General features: G+C 68.6%; 6 protein-coding genes. 4 read left to right on the top strand and 2 right to left on the bottom strand.

What is annotated here, in order from left to right; genetic code table 11:
* The coding region (locus PMI14_RS33000; RefSeq protein ID WP_007862145.1) for a M14 family zinc carboxypeptidase at positions 1–808 on the top strand (808 nt) is incomplete at its 5' end.
* Between the two features lie 21 nt (positions 809–829).
* Here the strand turns inward: PMI14_RS33000 and PMI14_RS33005 are convergent.
* Complete coding sequence (locus PMI14_RS33005) at positions 830–2,170, bottom strand: D-amino acid dehydrogenase (protein WP_035206514.1); 1,341 nt, start codon at positions 2,168–2,170, stop codon at positions 830–832.
* 131 nt (positions 2,171–2,301) lie between these two features.
* Here PMI14_RS33005 and PMI14_RS33010 point away from each other — a divergent pair, with 131 nt between their 5' ends.
* Together PMI14_RS33010 and PMI14_RS33015 are read left to right on the top strand one after the other, a co-directional pair.
* The gene (locus PMI14_RS33010; protein WP_007862149.1) at positions 2,302–3,216 is read left to right on the top strand and encodes a LysR family transcriptional regulator ArgP; all 915 of its coding nucleotides are present in this window, start codon (positions 2,302–2,304) and stop codon (positions 3,214–3,216) included.
* Between the two features lie 164 nt (positions 3,217–3,380).
* Positions 3,381–3,998: a TetR/AcrR family transcriptional regulator gene (locus tag PMI14_RS33015; protein ID WP_007862151.1), complete on the top strand. Its 618-nt coding sequence runs from the start codon at positions 3,381–3,383 to the stop codon at positions 3,996–3,998.
* Between the two features lie 41 nt (positions 3,999–4,039).
* Here the strand turns inward: PMI14_RS33015 and PMI14_RS33020 are convergent, their stop codons facing one another.
* On the bottom strand, positions 4,040–5,044 hold the full coding sequence (locus PMI14_RS33020) for an NAD(P)-dependent alcohol dehydrogenase (RefSeq protein WP_007862157.1): 1,005 nt from the start codon (positions 5,042–5,044) through the stop codon (positions 4,040–4,042).
* A 110-nt stretch (positions 5,045–5,154) separates the two neighbouring features.
* On the opposite strand from PMI14_RS33020, the gene PMI14_RS33025 reads away from it, so the two are divergent.
* Positions 5,155–6,036 (top strand): LysR family transcriptional regulator, encoded by an 882-nt coding sequence (locus PMI14_RS33025; protein WP_007862159.1) that lies wholly within the window; start codon positions 5,155–5,157, stop codon positions 6,034–6,036.
* Positions 6,037–6,160 lie beyond the last annotated feature (124 nt).

Below are 6,160 nucleotides of genomic sequence, written 5' to 3' on the forward strand. Positions count from 1 at the left end.
GGCCGCCGCTGCGCCGGCCGGTCCCGAGGCCTGTGCGCTCTTTCTGGCACGCCTGCCCACCGTCTCGCGCGCGCAGTGCGAGGAGGCACAGCTCACGCCCAGCGGCGCGCTGTCGGCGCATGGCGTGCCCCTGTTCTGGCGCGATGTGCCTGCTCCGGTGGGCACGGGCGCTGCCGAGGCACCCTTGCGCGTGCTGATTGCCGGCGCCATCCATGGCGACGAGCTCACGGCGGCTGCGCTGGCGCTGCGCTGGATCGCCCTGGCCGAGCAGGCCGGGCGGCCTGTGCACTGGCGCTTCATCCCCGTGCTCAACCCCGATGGCCTGCTGGCCAGGCCCGCCACGCGCACCAACGGCCGCGGCGTGGACCTGAACCGCAACTTTCCCACGCCCGGCTGGGAGAAGGATGCGCCGCTGTACTGGGACAAGCGCACCAAACGCGACCCGCGGCGTTTTCCCGGCAAGGCGCCGCTGTCCGAACCCGAGTCGCAGTTCCTGCACGCCCAGATGGCGGCCTTCCGGCCGCACCTGATCGTGAGCATCCATGCGCCCTATGGGGTGCTCGATTTCGATGGCCCGCTGTCGCCGCCCGAGCGGCTGGGCCGCCTGTGGCTGGACCAGGTGGGCATTTTCCCCGGATCGCTGGGCAACTACGGCGGCGTGCACCGCGGCATGCCGGTGGTCACCATCGAGTTGCCGCATGCGCTGAACATGCCTGCGGATGCCGAGGTGCGCTCCATGTGGCGCGACCTGCTGCGCTGGATGGGCGAGCACTGGCCCGAGGCCCCGGGCACGGAGCCCAGGCCCTGACACAGCGGCCGCCTGGGGAGGTCAGGAAGTGGCCAGCCTGGCACTGCGCGGCCGTGCCGCCTGCTCGCCCAGGAAGCCGAAGTGCATTGCCGGCTGCTCGCCGCTGATCAGCTCGGCCAGCGCCTTGCCCGAGCCCGCGCCATGCGTCCAGCCCAGCGTGCCGTGGCCGGCGTTGACCCACAGCTTGCCCACGCGGGTGCGGCCGATGAAGGGGATGTTGGTCGGGGTGGCGGGGCGCAGGCCGGTCCAGTACTGCGGGTTGCCGCCCTGCTCGGGCGTGCGCGTGTCGCACACGCCGGGCAGGATTTCCTCGATGCGGCGCGACAGCATGTGGCAGCGCGCCTTGGCCACCGGAGAGTCGAGCGACAGGTCGTAGCCGCCGAGTTCGATGGTGCCGGCCACGCGCAGCACGTTGCCCAGGCGGCTCATGGCGATCTTGCGGCCGTCGTCGATGGTGGAGACCGAAGGCGCTGCCTCGGGGCGCAGCAGCGGGAAGCTGGCGCTGTAGCCCTTGCCGGGGTAGATCGGCAGGTCCACGCCCACCGTGCGCAGCAGCGGCGCACTGTAGGAGCCGCAGGCCACCACGACCGCATCGGCCTTGAGCAGGAAATCCTTCTTGAGGCCGCCCGCACCACCGCGGGCCATGACGGCCACCGAATCGATGCTGTCGCCGATCTTGTTCAGGCGCAGCACGTCGTGGCCGTACAGGAACTGCACGCCGCGCTCGGCGCAGCGGCGCGCCAGGGCCTGGGTGAAGACGCGGGCGTCGCCGCTCTCATCGGTGCTGGTGTAGGTGCCGCCCGTGATGTGCTCGCCGTAGGCCTTGAACGCCGGCTCGATCTGCAGCAGTTCTTCGCGGCTCACCAGGCGGCGCTGCACGCCATGCGTGCGCATTAGTTCCACGGCGTGGCCGGCATCGTCGAAGGACTTCTGGTCGGTATAGAAATGGGCAATGCCGCGTTCGAGCCGGTGGTAGTCGATGCCCGTGCTGGCCACCACCTCCTTGAGCGCCGTGTGGCTGTAGGCGCCCAGGGCCACGATCTGCTGCACGTTGCGCTCGAAGGCCGTGTCATTGCACTGGGCCAGGAACTTGAGGCCCCAGCGCCACTGGTCCCAGTCCAGCTGCGGGCGGAACAGCAGCGGCGCCTCCTTGTCGAACATCCATTTGAGCGCCTTGAGCGGGGCCTCACGGTTGGCCCAGGGCTCGCAGTAGCTCACCGAGATCTGGCCGGCGTTGGCAAAACTGGTCTCCAGCGCCGCATCGGGCTGGCGGTCGACCACGATGACCTCGTGGCCACGCTCCAGAAGGTGCCACGCGGTGCTGATGCCGATGATGCCGGCGCCCAGGATGATGGTTTTCATGGATGGCAGTGTGATCCACATTGCGTTCTACTAAAAGCAAAATTAAACTCAATCCAAACGCATCAGTCTGTCTAATGCAGCGGCCGCCCACGAGGCGCCCGCCGCCCGAGTTTTTTGCGAGCCTTGAAGCCATGAGCACCTACGACCCCGCCGCCCTGGAATGCCTTGCCGCCATCGTCGAAGAAGGCGGCTTCGAGCGCGCCGCCCAGCGCCTGAACGTCACGCAGTCGGCCGTCTCGCAGCGCCTGCGCGCGCTGGAGGCGCAGGTGGGCTCGGTGCTCATCGTGCGCAGCCGGCCGCTGCGGCCCACTTCGGCGGGGCAACTGCTGCTCAAGCACACCAAGCAGATGCGCCTGTTGCGCGCCGACCTGGAGCGCGACCTGCAGGAGCTGGCCCCGAGCGCGCCCGGCGCCACGCGCGAGGACGAGCGCATCTCGATCGCCATCAATGCCGACAGCATCGCCACCTGGGCCATGGGCGCGCTGCACGAGCTGGTGGGCCAGCGCCTGCCGCTGGAAATCATCGTCGACGACCAGGACTTCACGCAGGAGTGGCTGCGCTCGGGCCAGGTGCTGGGCTGCGTCACCACGCTCAAGCAGGCGCTGCGCGGCTGCAAGATGGTGCCGTTGGGCGCCATGCGCTACGTGGCCGTGGCGTCCCGGGACTTCGCCGCCAAGCACCTGCCCCATGGGCTCACGCCGCACAATTTCCGCGAGGTGTCCTTCCTCTCGTTCAACCGCAAGGACGACATGGCGGCCGAGTTCGTGGCGCGCACCTTCGGGCTCAAGCGCGTGGCGCTCAACCACCTGTTCGTGCCCAGCACCGAGGGCCAGATGCGCGCTGTGGCCGCCGGCTGGGCCGTGGGCGTGGTACCCGAGCTGCTCGCGCGCGGGCCCGTGGCCGACGGCAGCATGGTCGACCTGGCGCCCGGCCATGCCCTGCCCATCCAGCTGTACTGGCACTGCTGGAACCTGGAGTCGGTGGTGCTCGATGCCCTGAGCGCCGCCCTTACCGCCACGGCCGCAAAGACGCTGACCCAGCCCTGAATTGGGGTCCGGAAGCGGCAAAAGCCGTCAACAGGGGGTAACCCGCACGAAATAACATTCCCCGCAGTGGGGCGGCACGATTCCTGCAGACTAAAACGTGAACGGCGTAGTTGTAAAGCAACTTAGTCATTTATTTTTTTACTGCAATGTATAAGATGGGGTCCATGTCCACCACGCTACAACCCAAAGTGTCCTTCAAGGAGCAGATGCACCAGGCGCGGGAGGGGGCGATCCTCCAGTCGGCCTGTCGCCTGCTGGGTGAAAAAGCCTTCGACGCCATGACCATGGACGATGTCGCCAATGCGGTGGGCATCGCCAAGGCCAGCCTGTACAAGCATTTCTGCAGCAAGGAAGAGCTGTGCAGTGCCGCCATGGTGCAGATCCTCGCGAGGGTGCGCACCTACCTGGCGGCGCTTCCGGCCGAGCTGCCGGCCCATGAGAAGCTGCGTGCCCTGGTGCGCTGGTCGCTCGAGCGCCTGCTGACCAACGAGATGCCGCTGCTGCCCAGCCGCAACTCGTCGCTGCGCGCCGTGCTCATGGCCGACAAGGATTACCTCGATGGCCTGGTCATCGTGAGCGACCAGATCGGCGAGTGGATCACCGAAGCCCAGGCGCAGGGCGTGATCAACCCCACGCTGCCGCCGCTGGTGGTGCTGTACACCCTGTACGCCCGCGCCTGCGACCCGGTCGTGACCTTCCTCAAGGAAGGCGGCCAGTACTCCGACGCCGAGATCGTCGACCTGGTGCTGCGCACCTGCTTTGACGGGCTTGTAGCCCGCTGACCCGCTGACGCCACCAGGGGCGCGCTGGCGCGGCCCGTGGCTCAGTGCGAAATCACCAGCTTGCCGAAATGCTGCCCGCCCGCTGCGAGGTGGGCATAGGCCTCCCGCGTGTCGCCGATGCCGAAGACGCGGTCGATGACCGGCACGATGCGGTGCGCCGCAATCGCCCGCGCGGCTTCGGCCAGATCGGCCACCGAGCCGGTGTTGTTGCCCACCACGCGCAGCGCCTTGACGATCACGGGCAGCAGATCCACCGGGGCCGAGGTTCCGCCCACGAAACCCACCGTGAACACCGTGCCGCCCATGGCAGCGGCCTGCAGCGAGCGGGCGATGGTGGTCGCGCCCACCGTCTCCACGACCAGGTCGGCCCCATGCCCCGCGGTGAGTTTGCGCACCTCCTCGTCCCAGGCGGGCGTGGCGCGGTAGTTGATGAGGTGGTCTGCGCCGAGCCGGCGTGCACGTTCGAGCTTCTCGTCGGACGAGGAGGCGAGGATCACCGTGGCGCCCGAGGCCTTGGCGAACTGCAGCGCAAAGATGCTCACGCCCCCCGTCCCCAGCAGCAGAACCACCGAGCCTGGCCGCACCCCTGCCGAGCGCACGGCATTCCAGGCCGTGGTCGCAGCGATGGGCAGCGTCGCGCCGTGGGCGAAGTCCAGGTGCGCCGGCAGGGCCACGAGGCTGGCGGCGGGCACGGCCACGTAGTCGGCGAGCGATCCGGGCAGCGTCAGCCCGCGCATGGCGGCCACATGGCGCGGCGTGATGGCACCCCCCTGCCAGTGGGGCATGAAGTGCGGAATCACCCGGTCGCCCAGGGCCAGGCCGCTGACGCCGTCGCCGAGTGCGGCCACCTCACCGGCCCCGTCGGCCACCGGCACCATCGGGAAGGCGGGCACCGGAAAGCCGCCGGTGGCGACGGCCACGTCCAGGTAGTTCAGTGCGGCGGCGCGCAGGCGCACCAGCACCTCGCCCGGCCCGGCCACCGGGTCCGGCAGGTCGGTGGCGCGCAAGGCGGTGAGCGAGGGGGCGGTCAGTTCGATGGCTTTCATGGCGGTTGCTTTCAGGGATGCGGTGGTGGTGAAGTGGCCGCCAGTGTGATTTCAAATTGGCAGCGGATAAACTGCGAATTCATTGATTGATTTGAAATCAGGAGTGCGCAATGGACGTGTTCGACAGCATGCAGGTCTATGTGCTGGCGGTCGAGAAAGGCAGCCTCAGCGCTGCCGCGGTGGCCTGCGGCATCTCGGCCACAATGGCGGGCAACCACCTGCGCACGCTGGAAAAGCGGCTGGGCATGCGGCTGCTGCAGCGCACGACCCGGCGCCAGCACCTCACGCCGTTTGGCCAGGACTACTATGTGCGCTGCAAGGAAATCCTGCGGCTCGTGGCCGAGACCGATGCCCAGGCACAGAACCAGCAGCTCGCCCCGGCGGGCAGGTTGCGGGTGACGGCCCCGGTCACGTTCGGTACCGACGCCCTGATGCCGGCGCTGCCGGACTACCTGGATCGCTATCCCGAAGTCAGCATCGACGTATCGCTCTCCGACCGCGTGGTGGACCTGGTGGAGGAAGGCTTCGAGGCCGCGATCCGCGTTGGCGAGCTGCCCGATTCGGCGCTGATCGCCCAGCCGCTGGCCCCGTACCGGTTGATGGTCTGCGCCTCCCCGGCCTATCTGGAACGGCGCGGTACACCGCGGCAGCCGCAGGACCTGAGCCAGCACGAGTGCCTGTCTTTCGCGCCCACCGCCCTTGCGCACTGGCGCCTGGCGGACGGGGAGGGCAGCAGCAGCCGGGTGCCGGTTTCAGGGCGCCTGCAGGTCAACCAGGGCCAGGCGCTGCGGGTGGCGGCCGTGCACGGCCTGGGCATCGTGCTGCAGCCAGCCATCCTGCTGCAGGCGGACGTGCAAGCCGGGCGCCTGGTCCAGCTGTTCCCCGACCATGAACTGCCCAGCCGGCCGATGAACGTGGTCTACCTGCCGGACCGCTACCGCTCGGCCAGGCTGCGCAGCTTCGTGGACTTCCTGGTGGAGCGGTTTCGCTGACGGCAGGCACACGCGAAAACGCCCGGCATGCCGGGCGTTCTAAGAACCTGTTCAAGATCTTTTTGTAGCCGCGTTGGAGTGCAATCGGGATGAGTGGATGCTTCGGGTGCGCCGCATGGGCTCA

This window comes from Acidovorax sp. CF316, assembly GCF_000276605.1.
Taxonomy (GTDB): Bacteria; Pseudomonadota; Gammaproteobacteria; order Burkholderiales; family Burkholderiaceae_C; genus Acidovorax.